The organism is Cohnella sp. CFH 77786, from assembly GCF_019400745.1.
Taxonomy (GTDB): Bacteria; Bacillota; Bacilli; order Paenibacillales; family Paenibacillaceae; genus Cohnella.
Genome location: NZ_WJIB01000022.1, coordinates 1 through 24,450 on the forward strand (window position 1 = coordinate 1; position 24,450 = coordinate 24,450).

Consider the following 24,450-nt stretch of genomic DNA (forward strand, 5'->3'; position numbering starts at 1 on the left):
TCACCCGTCCGCCGCTAAGCTGCTCGAGAGCAAGCTCTCTCACAACTCCGCTCGACTTGCATGTATTAGGCACGCCGCCAGCGTTCGTCCTGAGCCAGGATCAAACTCTCCATAAAGGTAAACCTTAAGTGAAGAGCCGTGATGGCTCAAAAGTTAAAGCTGGTTTTCGAACCGAAGTCCGAATCCGTATTACGCTCGATGTTCAGTTTTCAAGGAGCAATTCGCTCGGCCCGAAGGCCTCTGATTTCGCACCGCTCAAGAAGCGGCTTAAATAATATATCACGGTCGCCCGCCCGATGCAACCCTTTTTAGGCTGGTTATTTCAGTAAATTCACGAGTATACCGATTTAGAATAACCTTTGCGGCTTAGCTTAACGTAATCCATGATGTTCGACGCGGTGACTCCCGCATGGGCAGCCTTGCGGAACTCAGCGCCTTTCATTTAATCGAATACTGCGGTTTGTTAAACTAACGGGACCGGAAGCCCTTATTCGCCTTCAGACAAGGGTTTTCCCCCCAAAATCCGCCCAATCAGCGCATCTGGTCCCGTTAGATTCGGCAATGTCACAGAAAAGGACGCCTAACGGCTGTGAGTTACGTTAGTTCGGTCTCCGCATCACAAATGAAGCATCGCCCAAGCACCGATCGTTTACGGAACTTGCGAATCGATCTACTAGACGATTGCAGCGATCGCATCAAGCGCGGTCCCCAAGCATAATGAAAAGCCGCCCGCCCCAAGGGCGAACGGCTCCCGCAATCCTCAGTCTTCTGCGCGCTCCCGCATGTGCGGGAACAGCAGCACGTCGCGGATGGACGGCGAATCGGTCAGCAGCATGACCAGACGGTCGACGCCGATGCCCAAACCGCCCGTAGGCGGCATCCCGTATTCCAGCGCCCGGATGAAATCTTCGTCCATCTCGTGCGCCTCGTCGTTGCCCGCGGCTTTCTCCTTCAATTGCGCTTCGAAACGCTGGCGCTGGTCGATCGGGTCGTTCAGCTCGGTGAACGCGTTCGCGTGCTCGCGCGCCACGATGAACAGCTCGAAACGGTCCGTGAACCGGGGGTCCTTGTCGTTCTTCTTCGCCAGAGGAGAGATATCGACCGGATGTCCGGTCACGAAGGTCGGCTGAATGAGCGTGTGCTCGACGAACGTTTCGAAAAACGCGTTGACGATATGTCCGAACGCCATGTGAGGCTCGACCGGAACCTTGTGTTCTTTGGCCAGCCGGTGCGCTTCTTCGTCGGTCATCTGGGCGGTAAAGTCGATGCCTACGGCTTCCCGGATCAGCTCCATCATCGACACACGGCGCCAAGGCGGGGCCAAATCGACCTCCTGGCCCTGATACATGATCTTCGTCGTGCCCAGCACCTCTTGCGCGATATGGGCGATCAGGTTTTCGGTCAAATCCATGATATCCTTGTAGTCGGCATAAGCCTCGTACAATTCGATCATCGTGAACTCGGGGTTATGCCGCGTCGAAATGCCTTCGTTGCGGTACACCCTTCCGATTTCGTACACCTTCTCCAAACCGCCTACGATAAGGCGTTTGAGATGGAGTTCGATGGCGATCCGCATGTACAATTCCATGTCCAGAGCGTTGTGATGCGTAATGAAGGGACGCGCCGAAGCGCCGCCCGCGATCGCATGGAGCGTCGGTGTCTCGACTTCGAGATAGCCGCGGCTGTCCAGGTAACGGCGCATCGATTGGATGATCCGCGAACGGGTAATGAACGTTTTCTGAACTTCCGGGTTGACGATCAGGTCCACGTACCGCTGGCGGTACCGGGTCTCTACGTCCTTGAGGCCGTGGAACTTGTCCGGCAGCGGCAGCAGCGACTTCGTCAGCACGGTCAGTTCCCGCACTTTGACGGACGTCTCGCCGGTCTTGGTTTTGAAAACGACGCCTTCCACTCCGACCATGTCCCCGATATCGAGCAGGTCGAATGCCGCGAATTGGTTGCCGGGCACCGTATCCTGGCGGACGTAAATCTGAATTTTGCCGCTCAAATCCTGCAAATGCGCGAAAGCGGCTTTGCCCATCCCGCGCTTCTGCATGATCCGTCCGGCCAGACGAACCTTGATGGCCCGCTCTTCCAGCTCGTCGTGAGACAGCTCGCCGAATTGCGCCAAGATGTCGCCGGCTTGATGAGTGCGGACGAACTTCGCCCCGAACGGGTCGACGCCAAGGTCGCGCAGCTCATCCAGCTTGTTGCGCCGAATCTGCAGCAGCTCGCTCAGTTCGGCCGTTTCCGTAGATCCCGTATGCTCCATGATCGAACACTTCTCCTTTGTATCCATCCAAACGCGCGAAAACGCCTGCCGCTTTTCACGATGGTTTCTCTGCGATGGTCTTTGCCCGCCTGCGTCCAATTCTCTTGCCATAACAGCCAAAAAAGCTTCCGGAGGAAGCTTTTCTGCGCGGTTCGCGCTTGCGCCGGCAAGGCCGATTTACTTCTTGATATCGACGATTTTGTATTGGATGATGCCCGCAGGAACGTTGACTTCGACGGTCGTGCCCTTCTTCTTGCCGATAATCGCTCTGCCGACGGGGCTTTCGTTGGAAATCTTGTTCTGCGCGGGGTCCGATTCGGCCGTTCCGACGATCGTGTATTCCATCGTATCGCCGTATTCCAGATCCTCCACGATAACCGTCGATCCGATGCCTACCGTTTCGAGATCGATTTCCTCGTTATTGATGATGCGCGCGTTGCGGAGCATCTTCTCCAGCGTGATGATGCGTCCTTCGATGAAGGCTTGTTCGTTCTTCGCATCTTCGTACTCCGAGTTCTCGCTGATATCGCCGTATCCGATCGCGATCTTGATGCGCTCGGCCACTTCGCGGCGTTTGACCGACTTCAGGTTCTCAAGCTCCTCTTCCAGCTTTTTGAGCCCGTCGGGGGTCAACAGAACTTCCTTATCGCTCATTTCACCGATCTCCTGTCATGGATATGTTAACTGCAACGGTTAATTACTCCAATATATGGCGCTTGCGCCCCGTCATGACACCGAAGGGAGGAAACTGGCCCGAACCAGCCGGCCCTTGCGAATATTGGTACTGATTATATTTCAACCCCTCAAAAATGTCAATTCACGGAAACGCTTGCCAGCGCCCACTTAGTGGACGAGAACGGATCCCGCCTCCGCGTCGCCGGTACCGTCCATGTTTTCGATCGACCGCACGTATTCGTTCAGCACGGCTTCTACGGCATCGCGCTCCGTCAGCTCCATGATCGAGTCCTTCACCTTATGCGCGTTCGGGAGCCCTTTCAAATACCAAGCCAGGTGCTTGCGCATCTCGCGCACCGCCTGCCCCTCGCCTTTCAGGTTGACCAGGCGGTCGAGATGCAGCATGGCGATGCGGATTTTCTCGCTCGGGGAGGGCTCCGGGAGGATTTCCCCGCGGGTGAGGAAATGGACGGTGCGGTACAGCATCCACGGATTGCCGAGCGCGCCGCGGCCGATCATGACGCCGTCCGCCCCCGTGTGCTCCAGCAGTCGTTTCGCATCCTCCGGCGAAAACACGTCCCCGTTGCCGATGACCGGAATGGACACAGCCTGTTTAACGTCCCTTATGGTATCCCAGTTCGCTTTGCCCGTATACAGTTGTTCCCGGGTCCGGCCGTGCACGCTGACGGCGGCGCCGCCCGCGCGCTCCACCGCCTGGGCGTTCTCGACCGCGTAAATGTGCTGGTCGTCCCAGCCGATCCGCATCTTTACGGTGACCGGCTTCTTGGCGGCTTCGACGGCATACGAAACCATATCGTAGATCTTGTTCGGATCCAGCAGCCAACGCGCGCCGGCGTCGCATTTGGTCACCTTGGGCACCGGACAGCCCATGTTGATGTCGATGATGTCGGCATTCGTGTTCTCGTCGACGTATTTGACGGCCGAGACGAGCGACTCCTTGTCGCCTCCGAAAATCTGCAGGCTGAGCGGCTTCTCCCGCTCGTCCACGTACAGCATCTCCAACGTCCGCTGATTTCCGTGGAGAATCGCCTTGTCGCTGACCATTTCCGCGCAGACGAGCCCGCATCCGAATTCCTTGGCGATCAGCCGGAACGCCGGGTTGCAGACGCCCGCCATCGGGGCCAGCACGACGTTGTTGTCCATCTCTATGTTGCCGATCTTAAGCATCCTGTCCACTCCTTTCCGTCACCGGATTCTCTTCTAAGTCCAAACGGCCCCGCAGCCGGATGCCGGCCGCCTCGACCGCTTCCGCGTTCAAGAGGCTGTCCCAAGGGAACGAGGCCTCCGGCCTCCATACGTCCCGCAGCGGCACCAACACGAATGCCCGCTCCCCCATTCGGGGATGCGGGAGCGTTAAGGTCTCCGTCTCCATCTCAACGCCTTCGTACAACAGCAGGTCCAGGTCGATCGTCCGGGGTCCCCAGCGGATCTCCCGCACGCGTCCCATCTCCTGCTCGATCCGAAGAAGCGTCTCCAGCAGCGCCTCCGGCTCCAGATCGGTCGCCACGGCCGCCGCCATATTCAGAAAAGCCGGCTGATCGGTATATCCGACCGGATCCGTCTCGTATACGCCGGAAATCCGGCGCACTTCCAATCCCGGAACGCATGCCATCCTGCCCAAGGCTTCCCTCAAGGCAAGATGCCGTTCGCCCAAATTGGCCCCCAGAGCCACATATGCTTCCTTCAAAACGTTCCATCCTTTGCGGGAACCGCGCCGCCGCCGCCATCCCGGCGTCTTCGAAGCTCCACGGTCACTCCGTCGAAGGTGATATCGAACGGGGGATTCGGCTTCGTTACCGCCACTGCGGCTTCGCTGATAATAGTATACGTACCGAGTATCGCCGACGCAATCTTTTCGGCAAGCGCTTCAATCAGCTTGACGGGCGTCCCTTCGACAATCTTCTTCACCAAAGCGTGGATTTCGGCGTAGTTGACGGTGTCCTCCACCTCGTCCGATCGCGCCGCCTTCGACAAGTCGAGCCGGAGATCCAAATCGACGTAGAACTTTTGCCCCAATTTGTTTTCTTCCGGATAAACCCCATGGTAGCCGAAGAAAACCATTCGTTTCAAAACCATCCGGTCCATTAAAGCCCGCTCCTTCCCGCTTGCCGGTAAACGATGGCGTCCGTCATTGCCGCCACCCGCTTCATTTGTTTGACGTCGTGGACGCGGATGATCTGGCAGCCTTGCGCGATGCCGACCGCTTGGGTCGCGGCCGTTCCTTCCAGCGCGTCCCACGCTTCCACGTTCAGCGTGCGGCGGATGAAGGTTTTGCGCGAGGTCCCGAGCAGCACCGGGTAGCCGAGCCGGACGATTTCGTCCAAACGTCCCATGAGTTCGACATTCTCGTCGTATTCCTTCGCGAATCCGATCCCGGGGTCGAGCCAAATGTTCTCCTCGGCGACGCCCGCCGACTTGGCGCGGGACACGGAAGCCAGCAAATCCCCGATCACGTCCGGCACGAAATCCGCGTAATCCCGGCGCTCGCGGTTGTGCGTGAGAATCACGGGACAGCCGTATTCCGCGGCTATCGCCGCGATGCGTTGATCCCTTTTGAAGCCCCACACGTCGTTGATTAAATGTGCCCCGGCCTCCAGCGCCTGGCGAGCGGTTTCCGCCTTGTAGGTGTCGACGCTGATTGGCAGCCGGACCGCTTGGCGAACCGCTTGCACCGCGGGGATGACCCGCCGCAGCTCTTCCTCGAGCGGAACCGGGTCATGGCCGGGACGCGTCGATTCGCCGCCGATGTCGATCAGGTCGGCGCCTTCGCTCTCCATCTGCCGGGCTCGTTCGACAGCCGCTTCGACGGCATCGTACCGCCCTCCGTCGGAGAAAGAATCCGGAGTGACGTTCAGGATTCCCATGATCAGCGTCCGGCGGCCAAGCTCCAGCCGCAATCCGCCCTGAAACGAGTAGCTCCTATCGTGAAAAACCGGCTTCATCGTTCGCCCCCTTCCGCGCGATTCCGGTACAGCGCCATCCATTCCCGCGTCAACGACCCGGCGTCTCCCGACGCGAACCGCCGAACGGTTTGGCCGTACTCGTCCTCCAGCTCCGTCACCGGAACGATCTCCTGGATCGAATTCGTCAGGAAAACCTCTTCGGCGGCTGCCAGCTCTTCGAAGCGATAACCGCCTTCCCGTACCGGATACCCCGAGGAGGCAGCCATTTCCAAGACGAATGCCCGGGTAATGCCCGGCAACGGCCCTGTTTCGAGCGAAGGCGTGTACAACGAGCCGGCCGACAGCCAGAACACGTTGCTGACGATCCCCTCGCACACGTTCCCGTCAGCGTCGAGGAACAAGCCTTCCACCGCGGGACTGGCGCCCGCAGCGGCCAATTCCCGCTTGGCAACAATATTGTTCATATAATGGAAAGATTTTAACCGGACCTCGCCCTCGGGGGAGCTCCGCCGGAGCCTGAGCAGCCGCAGCGTCTTGCCGGCGCGGGTGCGCGGGGTATCTGCCGCAAGCTCCTTGGCATAGACGATTTCGACGGGGGCTTCATACGGTCCGGAAGGCAAACCCACGATGCCTTCGCCCGCCGACACCGACCAGCGGATGTAGGCGTCCTCCATCCCGTTCGCCGACAGAAGCCGGGCAATGCCGTCCCGCATCCTTTCGGCGTCCGGCGAGTAATCGATGCCGAGCTGCCGGCAGCCTTCAGCCAGCCTGGCCGCATGCCGTTCCAGCAGCCACGGCCGCCCTCCGTAGGTGCGGAACGTTTCGAATAACCCCATGCCGTAAAGAAAGCCGTGATCGAATGCGGAGATCACGGCTTCCTTGCTGTCTATGACTTGTCCGTTCCGGAGAACGTTCATGCCCGAATGCCGTCCTTGTAGGCCAGGAAGTTGCGTAGCATGCGGAGCCCGCTTTCGGTCATGATCGATTCGGGATGGAACTGCACGCCCTCCACCGCGTACTCCTTGTGCCGCAGTCCCATGATTTCGCCGTCGTCCGTCTCCGCGCTGATTTCGAGGCATTCCGGCAGCGTATCCCGTTTCACCACCAGCGAGTGGTAGCGGGTTGCCGTAAAGGGCGAAGGAAGCCCTTCGAAAATCGTGCGCTCGTCATGCTTGATTTCCGACGTTTTGCCGTGCATCAGCTTGTCCGCCCGCACGACGTCCCCGCCGAAGGCTTGGCCGATCGACTGATGGCCCAGGCAGACGCCGAGAATCGGGATTTTTCCTTTAAAACGCTCGATGAGCGCCAGGCTGATGCCGGCGTCATCCGGAGTTCCCGGCCCGGGAGAGATAAGAATATGATCCGGCTTCAGCCGCTCGATCGTATCCAGGTCGATCTCGTCGTTGCGGTACACGGCGATCTCTTCCCCGAGTTCCCCCAAATATTGAACCAGGTTATAGGTAAATGAATCGTAATTGTCAATGACGAGAATCACCGTTCGTTCCTCCCCTGCGTTCAGACGGGCGGCTGCACCCTTCCCGCAGCCCGCTCCGCGAAACGCTGTCCGTATTGTACCGCTTTCCATAACGCCTTGGCTTTGTTCAAGCATTCGTAGAATTCCCGCTCAGGGTCGGAATCGATGACGATCCCCGCTCCGGCTTGGATGTGGCAAACGCCCCCGGTTACGGCGATCGTGCGGATAATAATATTAAATTCCATATTCCCGGCATAGTCAATCCACCCCATCGAGCCCGTATAAGGCCCCCGGCGGACCGGCTCCAATTCCTCGATGATTTCCATCGTTCGGATTTTGGGCGCCCCGGTGATCGTCCCGCCCGGAAACATCGCCGCCGCGACGTCCAGCGCATCCTTTCCGGGTGCCAGCCGGGCCTCCACCTGGGAAACGAGGTGCATGACGTGGGAGTACCGCTCTATGGTCAGGAGTTCAGGCACTTTCACCGTTCCGTAAGCCGCGACCCGGCCCAGATCGTTGCGCTCCAGATCCACGAGCATGATATGCTCCGCCCGCTCCTTCTCGCTGGACAGAAGCTCGTCCTCCATGGCCCGATCCTCCTCCGGCGTCCGGCCCCGGCGGCGCGTTCCGGCGATCGGCCGGGCGGACAGCTTGCCGCGGTCCAGCTTCACCAACAACTCCGGGGATGCGCTGACGAGCGAAAAGCCGGGCGTTCTCAGCATGCCCATATAAGGAGAAGGATTCACGATCCGCAGCCATTCATACAGCTGTTCGGCCGGCGTCTCGACCGGCAGGCTCTGGCGGATCGCCAGGTTGACCTGAAACGCGTCGCCCTGGCCGATATACGCCTGGACCCGGCGCACGGCGTCTTGGTAGCCCTCTTTGTTCAAGGAGGTCGTCAAGCCGGGCAGCTTCTCCACGTCGATCTCGAGCCGATCCTCCTCCAATAGCCCCCGCATGCGGCGCAAACGGGACAACGTCTCCGGATCGTCCGCTACCCGGCACCAGTCCCGCCACTGCCGTTCCATTTCGTCCGCCGCCCGTTCCGCTTCCCGATAGCAGAAGGCCAGTCCGTCTTCGGATACATCCGGTCCGACCGCGGCATGGACCGCCAGATGCACCGTGCCTTGCCGATGGTCGGCGATCCACAGCCGCTCGTATCGTTGGAACAGGTAATCCGGCCAACCGAGATCGTCAGCCGCGAGCTCGGGCAGCTTCTCCAGGCTGCGGGCCATGTCATAGGACCAGAACCCGACCGCGCCTCCGTTGCAATCGGGATATCCTTCCGGCCGCGGTGCCGTCCAGCCGCCCAACCAAGACCGCACCACCTCGATCGGCGCCCCCCGAAGCCGGGCTTGTTCCGTCCAATCCTCTCCGTCCGGAGACCAAATCCGCGCCTCGCGGCCCTTGCCCTCGATCACCTCTGCCGGATGAAGGCCGGCGATCGTATAGCGCCCCCCTTTGCCGCTTTCCAGGATGCATGAATACGAGGAAGCGTCCCGCCAGAAACGGTCCCAAACGAGCGGAAGCAAAGCCTCCCCCGGGGACCGAATCGTCCTGATATAAGGAAGCAGGGTGTACTTGCCCTGCCATGTCTTCCATTGCTCCAACGTTACGTTGTTCACGATGTTTCACCCTCGCCGATCCGCCTAGGTCCGAAGCTCCGTCCGGACGTTTACTTAGCAGGATACCACTCCCTCCGCAAGCGGCGCAATGCTTTCTTCCTCTCGGGAAATGTTTCAATTTTGTAACCATAGTTACAGTTTTTTGGAAACGGGGCCTGTAAAATGGTCCACGGTGCCGATCCGACGAAGGCGCCAATCCGATAACGGTACAAAGGAGCAAAATGATGTCCAGGAAACGGTTTACGATCACGCGGCGATTGAAGTTCATGGTTACGCTGGGACTTATCGCAGCCCAATTGCTCTCGTATTATCCGGCCGGCCAAGCGAGCGCCGCTTCGGAATTCGCGGCCGCGGTGCAAGCCAGCCAGCCGAGCGCGAAACCCGGCGACACCGTCACGCTGACGGCTTCGATTTCCCCTTCCATTACCCGTTCGATCAACGTGCAGCTGCAGGTTGTCGGCGCGAACGGAGCGAAGGTGTTCGACAAATGGTTGACCCGGTTGCCCGTCACGGCGGGGGTCACGGAGCAATATCCCGTCGATTGGACGTTGCCCGATGGTCTGCCCGCGGGGAAATACAGCGTCAGCCTCGGCATCTTCGGTGCCGACTGGGACCGGATGTACAGCTGGGATACGGGTCTCGCGTACGTGACGGTTCAATCGGGCGCCTCGCTGCCGGCTTTCCGTGCGACGATCGATGCTCCATCCCAAGCCGCGGCGGGCAGCACCGCCTCCGTGAAGGCCAAGCTCGTCAGCGATCAATCGGCCGCCGCTTCGGTCAGACTGGCGATCTACAGCCCGTCTAACGCCAAAGTCCACGAGGAAACGTTCGCCGATCAGGTTTTCGCCGCCCAGACGGCCCTATCGCTCTCGACTCATTGGCCAATCCCGGCTGATGCTTCCGGGACTTACCGCGTCGAGCTTGCGGCAACTTCTCCGGATGGAGCGCAAACCTATTACAGCCAGCCGAATGCCGGATCGATCGCGGTCGCGAAGGACGATCCGGCCGCGTCCGCCGCATTCGTCACGGGTGCCGCCGCGGAGAACCCTAACGTCAAAGCGGGCGACACCGCGGCTTTCACCGCGAAGATCGCTTCCGACCGGAACGCATCCGTGCTCGTTGACGTCGTCGTCCGAAATCCGTACACCCGCGAGACCGTCTTCCAAGCCGTATTCGAGCGCCAAGCCTTGACCGCCGGCACGGCCCTCGATATCCCCGTGTCGTGGAACGTGCCCGCGGACGCCGCGACGGGCACTTATCCGATCGAAATCGGCATATTCGGCAACGGTTGGGAAGGTCCGTACCACTGGAACGCGAACGCCGGGTACATCCAAGTAACGGACGGAACGGCGCCGCAGATCCAATTCACCGCCTCGACGTCCGTCGCGCAGACTCCGATTCGAGCGGGCACGACCCAAAGCTTGTCCGTTACCGCCTCAAGCCATTCGGCGACGGAGGCCCTCGTGAGCGTGAAAGTGTTGAACCCGCAAGGCACTGCCGTCTATACCCGGGAGTTCCCGAACGAATCGTTTGGCGCCCGGCAACCGAAGAACTTAACGGTAAGCTGGCCGATCCCGACCGGCGCGGAGTTAGGCACCTATACGATCGAAACTGCCATTACCAACGCCGACCGTACTCTCATCTACTACCGCAATGCTTCGGCCGCCCAATTCATCGTAGAAGCCGGATCGACGGAGCCCGATCAGCCGGATCACGGCGCAACGGCGAATTGGACGACGTCGGCCGAGGTTGCCGCTTCCGCCGAAGCCGGTTATCCGGTCACCGTCACGGCGCAAGTCGTCAGCGACGATTACGCCAAGGCGCTCGTCGACGTCGAAATCTGGGACGAATCCGGCCAAGTGTACCAATCTTTCGTCGACAATCAGTATTTTCAGCCGAATGTGCCGAAACAAATTCCGGTCACCTGGAACATTCCGGCGATGCAGCACCGCGGCCGGTATACGGTCAAGATCGGGGTCTTCCCGCCCGGGTGGAACACAGCCTGGGAGCACCATTGGAACAACGGCGCCGCTTCTTTCGAAGTGAATTGGGGCCTCGTGCCGGATATCACGCTGACAAGCACGGTCGATGCGGAAACGGTTCAGCCCGGCACCGAACAAACGATCCATACGCGGCTGACGAGCAGCGAAACGCTGCCGGCGGCCGTCCGGCTCGAGTTGCTCGATCCGGCGGGCAACCGGGTTGCAAGCGGAGAATACCCGGATGCCTCCTTTACGCAAGGCGTTCCGAACGATTATGCCCTGGAATGGACTCCGGGTTCCGATGCGGTCAACGGCGTTTACAAGCTGCGGGTTTCCGTCGCCAAACCGGACGGGGTGCGGGTGTTCTATTCGAACCCGGACGCCGCGCGGTTCAGCTTGACAGGCGGCATCGATTTGGCTTACACGCTGTCCGCGGAGACGGCGCAGGCCGAAGTCAGCGCAGACCAGACGCTGAACGTAGAAGCCCGCGTGGGAAGCACCGCTCCGGCCGTCGTGTCCGTGAAAGTCAACTTCGTCGACGCGCTCACCGGCGAGACGGTGCATAGCGAAACGCTCCGGAATCAAGCGGTATCCGCTTCGCAAGAAGCAACCTTGAATGTGAAATGGAAGCTGCCGAAATGGATCAAGATGGACGAGAACAAGGTCCGTTCCGGCGAAGAGCCGCTGGTCCGGTACGTGCTGGACGGGGACTACAAGATCGGCATCGAGCTCTACAACGCGGATTTGAGCTATAAGATCATGGCCCAAGACGACGCCGCGGCCTTCAAGGTCGTTTCGCCCGTCGATGCTCCCGCCCCGCAGCCTGCCGAACCGCCGACTTTGCCGAACATTTTGAAACTGGGCGTTTTCGCAACCAATAACGATGAGTACGGAGTGACCGGCTGGATGCCGGAAACGGGACTCCCCTGGAACTTCGCTTACCGGTATCTCAACGGCGGAGTGAACAACGAGGAAGGCTGGACGTCCTGGGATCCCTACAACGTGGGCGATTGGCGGGGCGCGTATGCCTACGATTACGCGAAGGATGCCACCGACCGCGGGTACACGCCGGTTTTCACGTTTTACGAGATGCTTCAAACGATTTCCGGCGATTGCCTGAACTGCGGGGATAACGAAGCGAAGGACGACCTCGTCACCTTGAACGACGAGTACGCCATGCGGGCTTATTTCGAGGAATTCAAGCTCCTCATGCAGCTGATCGGCACGGGCACCTATAACGGAAGGCAAGGCATCGGCAAAACGGCCATCGTGCACGTGGACCCCGACCTCGCCGGATACGCCCAGCAAGCCGTGCTCGACAACGGCCGCTGTTACGGACAATGCACGGGCCAAGGCAACAACCCCGCATTCTTGAAAGCCGCGGTGTCCAGCACCCGCATGCCCGAGCTGGCCGACCTGCCCGATACGTTCCAAGGTTATAACTGGGCGCTGCTGCGACTTCGCGACCTGTACGCTCCGAACGTCATCTTGGCCCCGCACGTGAACAGCTGGGGAACTTTGATCGACGTAGGAAGGGACACGAACCCGAACCTGGACGTGACCGCACTCGGCAAGCTTGCCGGCGAGTTCGCCAACCTGAGCGGAGTGCAGACGGTACCCGCAGGAATCAAGCCTTACGACTTCATCTTCAACGATATCGACGACGATGACGCGGGCGGCGATCGGGGCTATTGGCTGGATCGCACGAACTTGACGCTGCCCAACTTCCACCGGTGGGAGCAGTTCGTGAAAGCCGCATCGGAAACAACCCGGAAGAAGGTGATGATCTGGCAAATCCCGGTCGGCAACCAGGTCTACCGCGCGATGGACAACACGCCGGGCCATTATCAGGACAACAAGGTGGAATATTTCTTCGGTCACCTGCAGGAGCTTATCGACATCGGGATCGTCGGCCTCATGTTCGGACACGGCCAACCCGGATCGACCTCGCATTACAACCGGATGGACGACAACGGCCTTGACGCCCCGCCATCCGAGGACTATTACAATCCGGAGCCGCTTACGTTCTCCGACGGCTGGGGAGACGGGAGCGTGCATACGAACGGCAAGGAAGCCGATTTCACCGACGACGACGGCGGCTACCTGCGATTGCAAGCGACGGAATATTACAAGCATCCGTTACCCGTATCCAACCAATATTGAGCGTACAATGAAACCGCCCATGCAGATTGATCTGCATGGGCGGTTTGTTGTCCATAAGCGCGAATCGGGTCTTAATTCTCGAAGTTGAACAGCGGCGTGCTCAGGTAACGTTCGCCGTTCGACGGGACGACCGCGACGACGCGTTTGCCTTCGCCCAGCTCCTTGGCGACCTTCAGCGCGGCGTAGATGGCAGCGCCGGAGGAAATGCCGCACAGGATGCCTTCTTGCTTGGCGGCCGCGCGGGCGGTTTCGAACGCTTCCTCGTTCTCAACGGTGAGGACGCCGTCATAGATTTCACGATCCAGAATATCCGGAATGAAGTTCGCGCCGATGCCTTGGATCTTATGCGGACCCGGCTTGCCGCCGGAGAGAATCGGGGATGCCGAAGGCTCGACCGCGTAGATTTTGATATTCGGGAAGTTCTTCTTCAGCACTTCGCCTGCGCCCGAGATCGTGCCGCCCGTACCGATGCCGGCCACGAACGCGTCCAGCTTGCCGTCAAGCGATTGGATGGCTTCGACGATTTCCGGACCCGTCGTTTCGCGGTGGATCTTCACGTTGTCCGGGTTCTTGAATTGCTGCGGCATGAAGTAGTCCTTGTTCTCGGCCGCGATTTCCTCGGCTTTCTTCACGGCACCGTTCATGCCTTCGGAACCCGGCGTCAGCACGAGCTCCGCTCCGTAAGCGCGAAGCAGGTTGCGGCGCTCGAGGCTCATCGTCTCCGGCATGACGAGAATCGCGCGGTAGCCTTTGGCCGCGGCTACCATGGCCAAGCCGATCCCGGTGTTGCCGCTCGTCGGCTCGACGATCGTCGTGACGCCCGGCTTGATGTCGCCGCGTTTCTCGGCTTCCTCGATCATGCTGATGGCGATCCGGTCCTTGACGCTGGCGCCGGGATTCTGGTATTCCAGCTTCACGTAGATTTCGGCGCTGCCCGCCGGCACGAGCCGATTCAGACGCACGAGCGGCGTATCGCCGATCAACTGGGTGATATTCTGGACAATCTTAGCCATGGACAATTTCCCTCCCGATATGTTGCGGCTGCTGCCGCTCGAGCTTTAATCCGACTAAATCAGTCGGCATTTAACTACAATCATCTTATCAACACGGCAAGGGAATGTCAATAGCGGCGCTGCCGGAACAGGCCGCCGCGGCGCGATTGAAATCGGTTTCCCGCCTTACCGATTTGACGGTAACCGGAGCCGGGGATCCAGCGTTTTCGCCCCGTATTCGTCCAGAAGTGACTGCTCCACATCCCGCAAGGAAGGGGCCTGTTCCATGGCCAACTGCCGCCGGATTTCCTCACGTACGGATTCGTAGTCCTTCCCTTGGACGGTTTTGATCCCGTTCAATTGCAGTACGGCATACCCTTGGTCCGTTTGGATCGGCCCGGCCGCTTCCCCCACCTGCAGCCCGCCGGCCGCCGTGATCAGCTTAGGGTCCTGCAAGGGATCGAGCTCGTCGACCCAGCCCAGGTCTCCGCCGTTCTCCGCGGTCATCGCGTCGGCGGAATACCGTTTGGCCAGTTCGCCGAAGTCCTGGCCGTTCTCCAGCCGGCTCAGCACGGAAGCCGCTGCCTCTTCGCTAACCGTCAGGATCCAGACGAGCTCGTATTGCTTACGCGGGCCGTATTCGCGTCTGTGTTCTTCATAATACTTGCGGATATCGGCTTCCGGAACGTCCACGTTCCGGGTCGCCAGCTTCTCCAGCAGCAATCGGTGCCTGGCATCCTCCCGGACGGCTGCCCGGTTCATCCCCAGCTGTTGCTGCATGGAAGCATAGAAATCCGCCTCGCTCCCATACCCTTCGCTCATTCGGCGAAGCTCCCCGTCCAGCTCTTCCCCGCTTACGGTGACCCCCAGCCGCTCCGCCTCCCGGTTTACCGCTTCGCGCAGCATCAGCTCCCGCAGCACTTCGGCACCATAGCCGTCAAGCAGGCGGTCGACGAGTTCTGCCCTCGTGATCGTGACGCCTCCGACGACGGCGACCGCGTCATCCGGAGGCGAAGACGAAGGGCCGCCGGACGGCGTGTCCGGCGGCTGGCGGGTCGGGCTCTCGGAGGAGGAGGACGATCCGCCCGTGCATCCGGCCAGCAAGACCAGCATGAGCACCAGGGCAGACCAATAGAACCGCCGAAACGGCGCACCCGCGACGTTCATTCCGCGTCAATCTCCCTTCGGGATTCTCTCCGAAGCGCGCCGATGCAGCTCCTCCAGTTCTTCGGCCGTGAAGGCATACGTCTCGTTGCAGAAATGGCAGAGCACATCCGCTTTCCCGTCTTCGTCGATCAGACTTCGAAGCTCATCGGGCCCCAGCGTCACCAGCGTTCTCTCCACCCGCTCCCGCGAGCATTGGCAGCGGAAAACGGGCTCCATCGCGTCATGGATGGTCACATCTTCTCCGACGAGATGCTTCAGGATGCCTTCCGGTGTCTCGCCTTGATCCAGCAGCTGGGTCACGTGCGGCAGCGAGGCAACGGCGGCTTCCAGGCGCTGCAGCTGATCTTCCGGCAGACCCGGAAGCACCTGCACGATCAGTCCGCCGGCGTGGATGACGGAATTGTCCGTATCGACCAGCACCCCGAGCCCGACGACGGACGGAATCTGTTCGGATTCCGCGAAATAATAGGTGAAATCCTCGCCCAGCTCGCCGGAAACGATCGGAACGCTGCCGCGGTACGGCTCGCGCAGTCCCAGATCCTTGATCACGTTCAGGTACCCGCTCGTGCCGACGGCACCCGCGACATCCAGCTTGCCGAATCGGTTGCTGGGCAGATGCACGTGGGGATGATCCACGTATCCTCTCACTTCCGCGCGCGCATTCGCGTCGATGACGATCTGGCCCAAGGGGCCGTCGCCCTTGACTTGAATCGTGAGCTTGCCCTCGTCTTTCAGCATGACGCCCATCATCGCCCCGGCCGTCGCGGCCCGGCCGAGAGCGGCCGTCGCGGTCGGGAACGTGTCGTGCCTTCTCTGCAGCTCCGAAACGAGCCGGGTCGTCCGGGCGGCGAACACCCGAATCCCGCCGCTCCACGCCGTTCCGCGAACCAATTCGTCTTTCATTTGCGTGCGTTGCCCCTTTCCTGCTAACGGCTCATGCCGTCATTGCACGTTCCGTTCGTATACGATGCGCAGCCCTTCCAGCGTCAGCATCGGATCCACGAGCTCGATCGTCTCGGACTCACCCGCGATCAGTTCCGCCAGCCCGCCGGTCGCGATCACGCGGGGCTTGCCCGGGAACTCCTTGAAAATCCGCCGGACGATCCCGTCCACCTGCCCCGCGTATCCGTAGATGAGGCCGGATTGCATCGCGGCCACCGTATTGCGGCCAATGACCGCACGGGGTTTAGCCAGCTCGATGCGAGGCAGCATCGAAGCCCTCTGGTACAAGGCTTCGGCGGATATTCCGATACCGGGCACGATGGCTCCGCCCAAATAAGCGCCGGACGAATCGATGTAATCGAAGGTGGTGGCCGTGCCGAAATCCACTACGACGAGCGGCGTGCCGTATTTCTCGATGCCCGCCACGGAGTTAACGATCCGGTCCGCCCCGACTCCCTTCGGATTTTCGTACCGGATGTTCAGCCCCGTTTTGATCCCCGGCCCTACGATCAGCGCCTCTCTGCCTACGTATTTGACGAACAGCTGCTCGAGCGTATGCATCAAAGGAGGGACGACGCTCGAGAGGATCACGCCCTCGATTTCCGAAGCCCGGACATTCGCGATCTGGAACAGGTTCGTGATCATGATCCCGTATTCGTCCACCGTCGCGGAACGGTTGGTACTGAGCCGCCAATGGTGCGTCAGAGTCCGGCCGCCGTACAAGCCGAGCACGATGTTGGTATTCCCGACATCCACGACCAAAATCACGGGTTTACCCCCTTCATCTCGTTCAAGTCGAGGCTGATGTCCAGCGCCTGGAACGAATGCGTCAAACTTCCGGCGCTGATGACGTCGACTCCGCTGGCCGCGACCTCCGCGACCTGCTCCGGCTTCAAGCCGCCCGACGCTTCCAGCACGACATGAGGGGCGATCGCCCGAACCTGGGCAGCGGCGGCCTTCATCGCTTCCGGGGTCATGTTGTCGAACATGACGATATGGGCGCCCGCGCGGACCGCCTCAAGCGCCTGCTCTACCGTTTCCGCTTCGACTTCGACGGACATCGTGTGCGGAATCCGCGCTTTGGCCGAGGCGACGGCCGCGGTGATTCCGCCTGCCGCTTTGATATGATTGTCCTTGATCATGACCGCGTCGAACAGGCCGAAACGGTGGTTGTACCCTCCGCCGACCCGCACGGCATACTTCTCGAGCGTGCGGTGTCCCGGCGTCGTCTTCCGAGTGTCCGCGATCCGCACGGGATAATCCCCCGCCGCGTCGACATACGCCCTCGTCTTGGTGGCGATGCCCGACAAACGCTGCATCAGGTTCAGGGCCAGTCGCTCTCCCGTCAAGATCGCATGCGTCGAACCTTCCACGACGGCCAGCACGGTTCCCCGCTCCACCCGGTCGCCGTCGGCCGCATGCGCCTGAAAACGCAGCGACTCGTCCACGACCCCGAATACGAGGCACGCGAGCGGAATTCCCGCCGCAATCCCGCTCTGCTTGGCGTGGATAATGCCGCGGGATACGTGTCCCGGCGGCACCGTCGCCATCGTCGTCACGTCGCCGGACCCGATGTCTTCCGCCAGCCATCTGCGGATTTGCTCCTTGACCGCCTCTACGGCGGGTCCCGGGATCATCCAATCGCTTTCCCGCTCGAACATGGCAGCCGCTCCTCTCCCAGCCCGTTTTCTCTCTCTATAATGGTATGTTTCAGCCACCGGTCATCGTCGCGTTCCGGATAATCTTCCCGGTAATGCGCGCCCCGGCTTTCCTCTCGGGAAAGGGCCGATTCGGCGGCAAGCGCCGCGCATGTGAGCAGGTTGGCGAACTCCAGCTCCTCCTGGGTGGAGAGCCGCGCCCGATAAATCGGAAGATGCCGTTTCATCTCGTCCAGCGCCCGCTCCAACCCCTGCCGATTCCGCCGGAGGCCGACCCATCTGACCATCGTTTTCTGCAGCTTCAGCCTTCGTTCCACGACCGGGCCTGGAGGATGCGATTGCCGGTCTTCCTGATAGCGGAGCGCCATTGGCGTCCGCACGGGCTCCAACTGGTTGATGCTCTCCACGATCCGGCGGCCGAATACGATCGCTTCCGACAGGGAGTTGCTCGCCAGCCGGTTCGCGCCGTGCACCCCCGTCGAGGAAACCTCCCCGCACGCGTACAGGCGTCCGATGCTCGTTTCACCCTGCAGCCCCGTCCTCACTCCGCCCATCGTATAATGGGCCGCCGGCGCGACGGGAATCCAATCCGTCGTCAGGTCGAGGCCGTACTTCAGGCAGTATTGGTGAATGGTCGGAAAACGGTGCCGGACGAGCTCCGGGTCTTGGTGCGTAATGTCGATGTACACGTAGGTCGATTTCGTTTGCTCCATCTCCTCGACGATCGCCCGGGCGACGACGTCCCGGGGGGCCAACTCGAGCTGCGGATGGTATTTGTCCATAAACCGTTCGCCCCGGATGTTCCGCAAATAAGCCCCCTCGCCCCGGACCGCCTCCGAAATGAGAAAGCGGGGCGCGCCCGGGTAACAGAGGGACGTCGGGTGGAACTGGATGAACTCCATGTCCCGGATGACGGCTCCGGCCCGATAGGCCATCGCGATGCCGTCGCCTGTCGCGACATCCGGGTTCGTCGTATAGCGGTACAATTGCCCCGTGCCTCCGGTGCAGAGGACGACGGCCTTGCCGAATACCCCGACGCGCGTTCCGTCCGGCTTCTGCACGATGGCGCCGCGGCACTCCCCGTCTTCCGTCAGCAAGTCCAGCACGAAATGGTCGTCCCACACTTCGATGGAAGGATTCGCCTGCACCTTGGCTGCCAGGGCCCGGACGATCTCGAATCCCGTCGCGTCACCGTTGGCGTGCAGGATGCGACGCTGGCTGTGGGCGCCTTCCCGGGTCAGGGCATATTGCCCGTCTTCTTCTTCATCGAATTGCGTTCCGAGGCGGATCAGCTCCTGCACCCCTTGGGGACCCTCATGCACGAGGATTTGCACGGCCGCTTCGTCGCACAAGCCGGCCCCGGCGATCAGCGTGTCCTGAAGATGGAACTCGGGGGAATCCTCCTCCGAGAAGACGGCGGCAATGCCGCCCTGGGCGTAGCGGGTATTGCTCTCGAACAGAGACTTCTTGGTGATCATGAGCACCCGGTTCCTTTCACTGGCCTTGATCGCCGTGAACAAGCCCGCGATGCCTCCCCCGATCACGATGACGTCCGTATGCAGCTTCGGCAGCGTTTCCAAATCGAAATCAACGATATAGCGCGGTATCATGGATTCAAGTTGCTCCCGTCGGGCAAGAGAGTAGCGCATGCTGCATCACTTGGTGATTCAGAAAGTATAGAATCTGCGATACTTTTCTGAATCACTTCGATAAAACGTCTATCCGTCCGAAAAGGACGGCATAGCCGTTTTACTTACAGCATGCTACTTTACTTGCAGCATTCGTTCCAGCGATAGTCTTGCCTTGTCCGCCACTTCCGGGGAAACGTAAATCTGCGGCTGCATCGTCTCCAGACAGCGGACGACTTTCTTCAGGTTGTTCACCTTCATGTTCGGGCACACGAGAAACTTGGAGGCAAAATGGAACGTCTTGTTCGGGCTGTCCAGCCGCAGCTGGTATCCGGTGCCGTCCTCCGTTCCGACAATGAACTCTTGATGGTCGGACTCGCGGCAATATTTGATGATCGCGGTCGTGCTTCCCACGAAATCCGCCAAGGCGACAACCTCAGGCCGGCATTCCGGATGGACGACGAATTGGGCGTTCGGATGTTTCGCCCGCATTTCCGCGACGTCTTTCACCGTCAGCATGTCATGCGTATTGCAGTAGCCTTCCCAAATGATCATCTTCTTGTCTGTGAATTGCGAAACATAATGGCCCAAGTTCTTGTCGGGACACCAGATGATCTCGTCCGCGTCCACCGAATTCACGACTTTGACAGCGTTCGCCGACGTACAGCAGATATCGGTCTCCGCCTTGACGTCCGCGGAAGAGTTGATATAGGTCACGACTTTCGCGTTCGGGTGCTTCGCTTTCAATTCCCGGAGGCCGATGGGATGGACCATGTCGGCCATCGGGCAGCCCGCGCGTTCGTCGGGTACGAGGACGATTTTGTTCGGTGCCAGGATCTTCGCGCTTTCGCCCATGAAATGGACGCCGCAAAACACGATGACATCGGCATCGGTCGCGGCCGCCTTCTGTGCCAGCAGGAAAGAGTCGCCGCGGAAGTCCGCCACCTCTTGGATCTCATCGCGCTGATAGTAGTGGGCGAGAATAATGGCGTTGCGTTCTTTCTTCAGCTGCACAAGCCGTTCACGCAGTTCGCGGTTCTGCTCCGCCTTGCGTTCCAAGGCCAATGCTTCCATGGCAGAAATTCCTCCTTCGGATGCCATACGCCGTATTCCGCTAAAAAGTTTGTGAACTGAGTCACAAAGTAGGAATGACGCGAGATCCGTTTTCGATGATTAACCCCTAATTTACACTCGCTTTATCAGGATGTCAATCAATTCGCGCGACAATACGCACGGTTTTGTTGGAAGTCGGCAAAGCGCCGAATCCCCGTGCTCAGGTGGAAACGGCAATCGTTTTCTGCCCGTTTTCACCACGAGACCGGGCCGAATCGCTTTGGCGGAGTTAAGGTCTATTGTGCGACTCATCTCGGCTGATCTCCCGCCATTCTGGCGGTTAAGACCGTTTGTACCTCAACTCGGATGATTTCACTCCATTCCGGCGGAGTTAAGTCCGTTTGTGCCTCAACTCGGCCAATTTCACTCCATTCTGGTGGAGTTAAGACCGTTAGTGCCTCAACTCGGCCAATCTTCCACCATTCTGGTGGAGTTATGGCCGTTTGTGCCTCAACTCGGCTGATCTACCGCCATTCCGGCGGAGTTAAGTCCGTTTGTACCTCAACAGCGCCGATCTTCCACCATTCTGGTGGAGTTAAGACCGTTTGTGCCTCAACTCCGCTGATTTCACTCCATTCTGGTGTAGTTAAGGCCCTTTGTACCTCAACTTGATCGATCTACCGCCATCCGGCGGAGTTAAGACCATTTGTGCCTCAACTCGGCTGATCTACCGCCATTCCGGCGGAGTTAAGACCGTTTGTACCTCAACTCGGCTGATCTACCGCCATTCCGGTGGAGTTAAGACCGTTTGTGCCTCAACTCGGCTGATTTCACTCCATTCTGGTGGAGTTAAGACCGTTTGTGCCTCAACTCGGCTGATTTCACTCCATTCCGGCGGAGTTAAGACCGTTTGTACCTCAACTCGGCTGATCTACCGCCATTCCGGCGGAGTTAAGACCGTTTGTACCTCAACTCGGCTGATCTACCGCCATTCCGGCGGAGTTAAGACCATTTGTGCCTCAACTCGGCTGATCTACCGCCATTCCGGCGGAGTTAAGTCCGTTTGTACCTCAACTGCACCGATCTTCCACCATTCTGGTGGAGTTAAGACCGTTTGTGCCTCAACTCGGCTGATCTACCGCCATTCCGGCGGTTTAAGACCATTTGTACCTCAACTGCGCCGATCTTCCACCATTCTGGCGGAGTTAAGTCCGTTTGTACCTCAACTGCACCGATCTTCCACCATTCTAATGGAGTTAAGACCGTTTGTGCCTCAACTCGGCTGATCTACCGCCATTCCGGTGGTTTTAAGACCATTTGTACCTCAACTGCGCCGATCTTCCACCATTCTGGTGGAGTTAAGACCGTTTGTGCCTCAACTGGGCCAATCTTCCACCATTCTGGTGGAGTTATGGCCGTTTGTACCTCAACTCGGCTGATCTCCCGCCATTCCGGCGGAGTTAAGACCGTTTGTGCCTCAACTGCGCCGATCCTCCACCATTCTCGCGGAATAAGGCCCTATGTATGATGTCCGTCCACTGTTGGGGAATAGAAAATGGGACGGAATGGGGACGAACGGCTTCCTTTCTCGCGAGAAAGCTTGTGCGTACTTTGCTGGACGAAGGCCATTTGGTCATCGTGCACGCCACGAGCTTCTGCAGTCAAGCGATACAAGGTTTCATGCGAATCGGTAAGCAGGATATTGGACCGTGAGTCGAAGGCTTCTACCAATCAACTGCGCCGATTCCCTCCGACACAAAAAAATCACCCCGGCTCGCACACGGCAAGCCAGGGTGATGGACGTTCCTGCGAAACTTCGATCAAACTTCCCCGTTCGACCCGTCGTCTCTCCGCTGGTCCGGATTCTGTGGGGTCGGCGTCTGCTGGTCGTCCTCGCGGGTCTGGATGCGGACGCGAACGCCTCCTCCGAGCGTATCCACGATCGGATCGGTGTTCGGCTCTCCGCTGCTGCCGCCGCCGGTCGTACCGGCATCGGAGCCGTCCAGGTTGCCCTTCTCGATCAAGCTCTTGATCTGGTCGAGGTCGAGCGTTTCCTCCTCGAGCAGCGTCTTGGCGATGAGGTGCATTTCCCTGCTCTTCTCGGTCAGCAAAGTTTTGGCCCGATCGTAACAGGATTTGATGATTTCCTGCATCTCTTGGTCGATCTCGTACGCGATGGCGTCGGAATAGTTCTGTTCGTGGCCCAGATCGCGTCCGAGGAACACTTGGCCTTGGGAGGTGCCGAACTGCATCGGTCCGAGCTTCTCGCTCATCCCGTATTCCATGATCATGCTGCGCACGATGCTGGTCGCCTGCTTGAAGTCGCTGTAGGCGCCGGTGCCGATCTCGCCGATATACAGCTCTTCGGCGACGCGCCCCGCGAGCAGTCCCGTGATTTTATCCAGCAATTCCTGCTTCGTGACGAGCATGCGGTCTTCCTTCGGAAGCATGATGACGTAACCGCCGGCGCGGCCGCGCGGAATGATCGTCACCTTGTGGACCATGTCGGCGTTCTCCAGGAAGTAGCCCGCGACCGTGTGGCCCGCTTCGTGATAAGCGACGATCCGCTTCTCGCGTTCGCTGATCACGCGGCTCTTCTTCTCGGTGCCGACGATGACGCGGTCGATCGCTTCATCGACCTCTTGCATCGCGATGTCCTTCTTGTTGCGGCGAGCGGCCAGCAGGGCCGCTTCGTTGAGCAGGTTCTCCAGGTCGGCGCCGGTGAAGCCGGTCGTCCGCTTGGCGATCGTGTTCAACTTGACGTCTTTGCTCAGCGGCTTGTTGCGGGCATGGACCTTCAGCACCGCTTCGCGGCCTTTGACGTCCGGACGGTCGACGGTGATCTGACGGTCGAAACGGCCCGGGCGCAGAAGCGCAGGGTCCAGGATGTCCGGCCGGTTCGTCGCCGCGACGATGATGATGCCTTCGTTCGCGCCGAAGCCGTCCATCTCGACGAGCAGCTGGTTCAGCGTCTGCTCGCGCTCGTCGTGTCCGCCGCCGAGGCCTGCGCCCCGCTGACGTCCGACGGCGTCGATTTCGTCGATGAAGATGATGCAGGGAGCGTTCTTCTTCGCGTTCTCGAACAGGTCGCGAACGCGGGAAGCGCCGACCCCGACGAACATTTCCACGAAATCGGAGCCGGAAATGCTGAAGAACGGAACGCCGGCTTCCCCGGCTACCGCGCGGGCAAGCAGCGTTTTACCGGTACCCGGAGGGCCGACGAGCAGCACGCCCTTCGGAATGCGGGCGCCGAGCGCCGCGAATTTGCGGGGATCCTTCAGGAACTCGACGACCTCGACCAGCTCCTGCTTCTCCTCGTCCGCGCCGGCGACGTCCTCGAACGTGACGCGTTTTTTCTCTTCATTATAAAGACGCGCGCGGCTCTTGCCGAAGTTCATCACCTTGCCGCCGCCGCCCTGCGCCTGATTGATCAGGAAGAAGAACAGGATGAACATGATGACGAACGGAATGATGGACGTCAGGAAGGTCAGCCAGAAACTTTGTCCCGGCATCTTGAGAACCTGCACGTCGATCCCCTTGCTTCTGGCCAGCTCGACCAATTGCTGCGACCCTGCATCCGTCATCAGCACGCGTCCGGTGAACGTATCCGATTTCGCTTCGGCCTTGGACGGATCTTTATATTTACCGGTGACCAAGTAAGAACCGTTCTGGAGCTGGATCTTGAGTTCGGTGGCGTTGCCTGTTTCGACTACTTGCATGATTTTGTTGTAGTTGATTTCATCCGTCGTTTCGTTCTTGCTGATGAAGAACTGGACGATTCCGACGGTCACCAAAAATATAAGCAAATAAAAGCCTGTGTTCCGGATGATCCGATTCATCCCTGGCCTCCTCTCGGCACGCTTACATCATTTTACCATAGCCTGTCTTGGCATCA

General features: G+C 59.7%; 18 protein-coding genes and 1 rRNA gene. 1 reads left to right on the forward strand and 18 read right to left on the reverse strand.

The genetic code is table 11. The features are described from left to right. The 10 genes from GE107_RS23645 to GE107_RS23690 all read right to left on the reverse strand — a co-directional run. Positions 1–116: ribosomal RNA gene (locus GE107_RS23645) — 16S ribosomal RNA — on the reverse strand; the annotation flags it as partial. Positions 117–760: 644 nt separating this feature from the next. Next, on the reverse strand, positions 761–2,272 hold the full coding sequence (gene lysS, locus GE107_RS23650) for a lysine--tRNA ligase (RefSeq protein ID WP_219643823.1): 1,512 nt from the start codon (positions 2,270–2,272) through the stop codon (positions 761–763). A gap of 177 nt (positions 2,273–2,449) precedes the next feature. Further along, positions 2,450–2,926 carry a transcription elongation factor GreA gene (gene greA / locus GE107_RS23655; RefSeq protein WP_219643825.1) on the reverse strand — a complete coding sequence of 159 codons (477 nt, stop codon included), beginning with the start codon at positions 2,924–2,926 and terminating at the stop codon, positions 2,450–2,452. Between the two features lie 189 nt (positions 2,927–3,115). Further along, a complete protein-coding gene (dusB, locus tag GE107_RS23660; protein WP_219643827.1) occupies positions 3,116–4,135 on the reverse strand; it encodes a tRNA dihydrouridine synthase DusB in 1,020 nt (339 codons plus the stop codon). After that, a complete protein-coding gene (folK, locus tag GE107_RS23665; RefSeq protein ID WP_219643829.1) occupies positions 4,128–4,655 on the reverse strand; it encodes a 2-amino-4-hydroxy-6-hydroxymethyldihydropteridine diphosphokinase in 528 nt (175 codons plus the stop codon). Before folK ends, dusB begins: the two co-directional genes overlap by 8 nt. Then, complete coding sequence (gene folB, locus GE107_RS23670; protein ID WP_219643831.1) at positions 4,652–5,053, reverse strand: dihydroneopterin aldolase; 402 nt, start codon at positions 5,051–5,053, stop codon at positions 4,652–4,654. The genes folK and folB overlap by 4 nt, the downstream gene beginning before the upstream one ends. Continuing rightward, the gene (gene folP, locus GE107_RS23675; protein WP_219643833.1) at positions 5,053–5,910 is read right to left on the reverse strand and encodes a dihydropteroate synthase; all 858 of its coding nucleotides are present in this window, start codon (positions 5,908–5,910) and stop codon (positions 5,053–5,055) included. The genes folB and folP overlap by 1 nt, the downstream gene beginning before the upstream one ends. Next, positions 5,907–6,788 carry an aminodeoxychorismate lyase gene (pabC, locus tag GE107_RS23680; protein WP_219643835.1) on the reverse strand — a complete coding sequence of 294 codons (882 nt, stop codon included), beginning with the start codon at positions 6,786–6,788 and terminating at the stop codon, positions 5,907–5,909. The genes folP and pabC overlap by 4 nt, the downstream gene beginning before the upstream one ends. Next, positions 6,785–7,366 carry an aminodeoxychorismate/anthranilate synthase component II gene (gene pabA / locus GE107_RS23685; protein ID WP_219643838.1) on the reverse strand — a complete coding sequence of 194 codons (582 nt, stop codon included), beginning with the start codon at positions 7,364–7,366 and terminating at the stop codon, positions 6,785–6,787. Before pabA ends, pabC begins: the two co-directional genes overlap by 4 nt. A gap of 20 nt (positions 7,367–7,386) precedes the next feature. Next, positions 7,387–8,970: an anthranilate synthase component I family protein gene (locus GE107_RS23690; protein WP_370636513.1), complete on the reverse strand. Its 1,584-nt coding sequence runs from the start codon at positions 8,968–8,970 to the stop codon at positions 7,387–7,389. Between the two features lie 224 nt (positions 8,971–9,194). On the opposite strand from GE107_RS23690, the gene GE107_RS23695 reads away from it, so the two are divergent. After that, a complete protein-coding gene (locus tag GE107_RS23695; protein WP_219643840.1) occupies positions 9,195–13,115 on the forward strand; it encodes a hypothetical protein in 3,921 nt (1,306 codons plus the stop codon). A 71-nt stretch (positions 13,116–13,186) separates the two neighbouring features. Here the strand turns inward: GE107_RS23695 and cysK are convergent, their stop codons facing one another. From cysK to ftsH, 8 genes are all read right to left on the reverse strand, one after another. Further along, positions 13,187–14,128 carry a cysteine synthase A gene (cysK, locus tag GE107_RS23700; protein WP_219643842.1) on the reverse strand — a complete coding sequence of 314 codons (942 nt, stop codon included), beginning with the start codon at positions 14,126–14,128 and terminating at the stop codon, positions 13,187–13,189. A 165-nt stretch (positions 14,129–14,293) separates the two neighbouring features. Then, positions 14,294–15,274 (reverse strand): peptidyl-prolyl cis-trans isomerase, encoded by a 981-nt coding sequence (locus GE107_RS23705; protein WP_219643844.1) that lies wholly within the window; start codon positions 15,272–15,274, stop codon positions 14,294–14,296. Between the two features lie 6 nt (positions 15,275–15,280). After that, on the reverse strand, positions 15,281–16,177 hold the full coding sequence (hslO, locus tag GE107_RS23710; RefSeq protein ID WP_219643846.1) for an Hsp33 family molecular chaperone HslO: 897 nt from the start codon (positions 16,175–16,177) through the stop codon (positions 15,281–15,283). 39 nt (positions 16,178–16,216) lie between these two features. After that, complete coding sequence (locus tag GE107_RS23715; RefSeq protein WP_219643848.1) at positions 16,217–16,984, reverse strand: type III pantothenate kinase; 768 nt, start codon at positions 16,982–16,984, stop codon at positions 16,217–16,219. Next, complete coding sequence (gene nadC, locus GE107_RS23720; RefSeq protein ID WP_219643851.1) at positions 16,981–17,877, reverse strand: carboxylating nicotinate-nucleotide diphosphorylase; 897 nt, start codon at positions 17,875–17,877, stop codon at positions 16,981–16,983. Before nadC ends, GE107_RS23715 begins: the two co-directional genes overlap by 4 nt. Continuing rightward, a complete protein-coding gene (gene nadB, locus GE107_RS23725) occupies positions 17,850–19,484 on the reverse strand; it encodes an L-aspartate oxidase (protein WP_219643854.1) in 1,635 nt (544 codons plus the stop codon). Before nadB ends, nadC begins: the two co-directional genes overlap by 28 nt. Positions 19,485–19,637: 153 nt before the next feature. Then, complete coding sequence (gene nadA, locus GE107_RS23730; protein WP_219643855.1) at positions 19,638–20,576, reverse strand: quinolinate synthase NadA; 939 nt, start codon at positions 20,574–20,576, stop codon at positions 19,638–19,640. A 1,799-nt stretch (positions 20,577–22,375) separates the two neighbouring features. Beyond that, positions 22,376–24,394 carry an ATP-dependent zinc metalloprotease FtsH gene (gene ftsH, locus GE107_RS23735; protein ID WP_219643857.1) on the reverse strand — a complete coding sequence of 673 codons (2,019 nt, stop codon included), beginning with the start codon at positions 24,392–24,394 and terminating at the stop codon, positions 22,376–22,378. Positions 24,395–24,450 lie beyond the last annotated feature (56 nt).

Coding starts and splice junctions, on each gene's coding strand:
- hslO (WP_219643846.1), bottom strand. CDS start 16,177: ATGAAAGACGAATTGGTTCGCGGAACGGCGTGGAGCGGCGGGATTCGG.
- GE107_RS23705 (WP_219643844.1), bottom strand. CDS start 15,274: ATGAACGTCGCGGGTGCGCCGTTTCGGCGGTTCTATTGGTCTGCCCTG.
- ftsH (WP_219643857.1), bottom strand. CDS start 24,394: ATGAATCGGATCATCCGGAACACAGGCTTTTATTTGCTTATATTTTTG.
- nadB (WP_219643854.1), bottom strand. CDS start 19,484: ATGATACCGCGCTATATCGTTGATTTCGATTTGGAAACGCTGCCGAAG.
- nadA (WP_219643855.1), bottom strand. CDS start 20,576: ATGGAAGCATTGGCCTTGGAACGCAAGGCGGAGCAGAACCGCGAACTG.
- pabC (WP_219643835.1), bottom strand. CDS start 6,788: ATGAACGTTCTCCGGAACGGACAAGTCATAGACAGCAAGGAAGCCGTG.
- folP (WP_219643833.1), bottom strand. CDS start 5,910: ATGAAGCCGGTTTTTCACGATAGGAGCTACTCGTTTCAGGGCGGATTG.
- GE107_RS23695 (WP_219643840.1), top strand. CDS start 9,195: ATGTCCAGGAAACGGTTTACGATCACGCGGCGATTGAAGTTCATGGTT.
- lysS (WP_219643823.1), bottom strand. CDS start 2,272: ATGGAGCATACGGGATCTACGGAAACGGCCGAACTGAGCGAGCTGCTG.
- greA (WP_219643825.1), bottom strand. CDS start 2,926: ATGAGCGATAAGGAAGTTCTGTTGACCCCCGACGGGCTCAAAAAGCTG.
- nadC (WP_219643851.1), bottom strand. CDS start 17,877: ATGTTCGAGCGGGAAAGCGATTGGATGATCCCGGGACCCGCCGTAGAG.
- folB (WP_219643831.1), bottom strand. CDS start 5,053: ATGGACCGGATGGTTTTGAAACGAATGGTTTTCTTCGGCTACCATGGG.
- dusB (WP_219643827.1), bottom strand. CDS start 4,135: ATGCTTAAGATCGGCAACATAGAGATGGACAACAACGTCGTGCTGGCC.
- cysK (WP_219643842.1), bottom strand. CDS start 14,128: ATGGCTAAGATTGTCCAGAATATCACCCAGTTGATCGGCGATACGCCG.